Below are 2464 nucleotides of genomic sequence, written 5' to 3'. Positions count from 1 at the left end.
TGATCTTGCTTCTAAAAAATCAAAGGCAAAAGATCGCACCTTCGGCAGCTCCTACACGGGTCGGTGTCTGTCTTACGCGGCAGTAATCCGCCATATCCCGAACGGCTGGTACGCCGGATCGATGCGCATGAACTGATACTTGCCGTGCCAGTCCCAGCGATGCCCGTTCATCAAGTCTTCACCGTGGGTGGTTGCGTCGTCGGGCAGGCCCATCTCCCACAGCGGCAATTCGAAATTGGCTTCCTGCACGTTGTGCGGATCGAGGCTCACCGCCACCAGAATGAAATTGCTGCCGTCGAAGCTGCGCTTGCCGAAGTACAGAATGTTGTCGTTCCAGGCGTTGTAGATTTTCAGGCCCAGGTGCGTGTGCAGCGCCGGGTTCTGCCGGCGGATGCGATTGAGCTGGGCAATTTCGGCAATGATGTTGCCCGGCGCATTGAAGTCGCGGACGCGGATCTCGTACTTCTCCGAATCAAGGTATTCCTCCTTGCCCGGCACCGGTGCCGATTCGCACAGTTCATAACCGGAATACATGCCCCACAGGCCCGAACCCATGGTCGCCAGCGCCGCGCGAATCAAAAAGCCCGGACGCCCCGACTCATGCAGGAACGCCGGGTTGATGTCCGGCGTATTGACGAAGAAGTTCGGCCGATAGCATTCACGCCATGGCGACTGGTTGAGCTCAGTGAAGTAGGTCGCCAACTCGGACTTGGTGTTACGCCAAGTGAAATAGGTGTAGCTCTGGCTGTACCCGACCTTGCCCAGACGCGCCATCATCGCCGGCGTGGTGAACGCCTCGGCGAGGAAAATCACTTCCGGGTGCAGTGCCCGCACATCGGCAATCAGCCATTGCCAGAACGGCAGCGGCTTGGTGTGCGGATTGTCGACGCGAAAGATCTTCACGCCTTCGTTGACCCAGCCGACCACGATATCGCGCAGCTCGACCCACAGACTGGGGATCGCGTCCGGCGCATAGAAGTCGACGTTGACGATGTCCTGGTATTTTCTTCGGCGGGTTCTCCGCGTACTTGATCGTGCCGTCCGGGCGCCAGTTGAACCAGCCCGGATGCTGCTTGAGCCACGGGTGATCCTGGGAACACTGAATGGCAAAATCGAGGGCGATTTCCAGACCATGCTCAGCGGCAGCGGCCACCAGTCGGCGGAAGTCTTCGCGAGTACCGAGCTGCGAGTGAATCGCCTCATGGCCACCCTCCTCGCTTCCGATCGCGTACGGACTACCGGGATCATCGGGACCTGCGGTGAGGGAATTGTTGCGGCCCTTGCGGTGGGCGCGGCCGATGGGGTGAATCGGCGTGAAGTACAGCACGTCAAAAACCCATGTCCTGAATCATCGGCAGACGCGCGTGTACGTCGTTGAACGTGCCGTGACGGTTGGGATCATCGGTGATCGAGCGCGGAAACAGCTCATACCAACTGGCAAACTCGGCCAGCTCCCGTTCGACGTCCACCGGGAATTCGGCGCTCAGGCTCAGATAGGCGCGGTGATCGGCCTGCGCCATCAACTGCGCACTGCGCGGGTGCAGAAACAACGCCACCTGCTCGGTTTCGAGCAGGCCGGACAATTCATGGTGCAGTGCGGCGAGTTGTTCGCTGAGCTGACCGTCGCTGCGCTCGGCGGCCTGTTGCACCATGGTGCGGCCTTCCTGCAGTTCGAGCGACACCGGGACGGCGGCATTGTGCTTTTTCTCCAGTTCGTACTGGAAACTGGCGAAGTGATCGATCCACGCTTCGATGCAATACAGGTAGCGACCCTGGCGTTCGGGACGAAACTGCCCCTGCCAACTGTTGTTGCCCAGCTCGCTCATCACTTCGCTGTGCCAGCTCTCTTCGCCCTCCGCGCGCCAACGGATGCGCACCGCCAGCTTGTCGTGGCCGTCGGCAAAGACTTTGCTGGTGACGATCACGTCACGCTCGACGATCGACTTGACGGCAAACTGCCCGCCGTCGAGGGTCGGCATGGTGTTTTCGATCACGATGCGCGGCAGCAGTAACGCCTGCGACAGCGGCATATGCGGGTTATAGCTCTGCTCTGAAGGTTTTTCAGCGGACATCGAGCCTCTCTCCTTTACGCCCCAAGGACGCTCTTGTGCCGGATCCGTGTCCACAAGGAGGCACCGGCCCCGACATGAACTCACTTAGGTTCCGAGCGACCGGCGCGGGGAAAAGTTCACAGGGATTTGCCTGGGCAAAAAAGCGGATCGAATTCGCCAGCAGGTGGTCAATCCACTTAAGCACTTCTCACGCCATGTGCCACACGGAGGTCTACAGATGAACATCCCGATCCCGGCAGAAACGCCTGATCCGAACATCGACAAACCCACCTTGCCCGAGACCGAGCCGCAGCCGATTCCCGAGCAGGAACCCCCAGGCACCACGCCACCGCCGAAGGAAGAACCGCCGACGACAATGCCGCCCGTCATCGTCTGAGCAGCACGCCCCCCCC

Annotated in this window: 1 protein-coding gene and 1 pseudogene; one reads left to right on the top strand and one right to left on the bottom strand. The window is 60.3% G+C overall.

Annotated features, from left to right (window positions below):
• Window positions 1–72 precede the first annotated feature (72 nt).
• A pseudogene (locus HT737_RS27275) lies at window positions 73–2072 on the bottom strand (alpha-1,4-glucan--maltose-1-phosphate maltosyltransferase).
• Window positions 2073–2289: 217 nt separating this feature from the next.
• Between HT737_RS27275 and HT737_RS27270 the strand changes: the two are divergent.
• Entirely contained in the window at window positions 2290–2448 is a 159-nt protein-coding gene (locus HT737_RS27270) for a hypothetical protein (RefSeq protein ID WP_003224520.1), read from the top strand.
• The last annotated feature ends 16 nt before the right edge of the window (window positions 2449–2464 follow it).

Source organism: Pseudomonas sp. MD195_PC81_125, assembly GCF_014060985.1.
Taxonomy (GTDB): Bacteria; Pseudomonadota; Gammaproteobacteria; order Pseudomonadales; family Pseudomonadaceae; genus Aquipseudomonas; species Aquipseudomonas parakoreensis.
Note: the sequence above shows the minus strand (reverse complement) of the source record. Positions and strands in the feature narration are given on the sequence as shown.

What these genes read in the sequence shown, in the direction of transcription:
- HT737_RS27270 (WP_003224520.1), top strand. Translation starts at nt 2,290, where the DNA reads ATGAACATCCCGATCCCGGCAGAAACGCCTGATCCGAACATCGACAAA.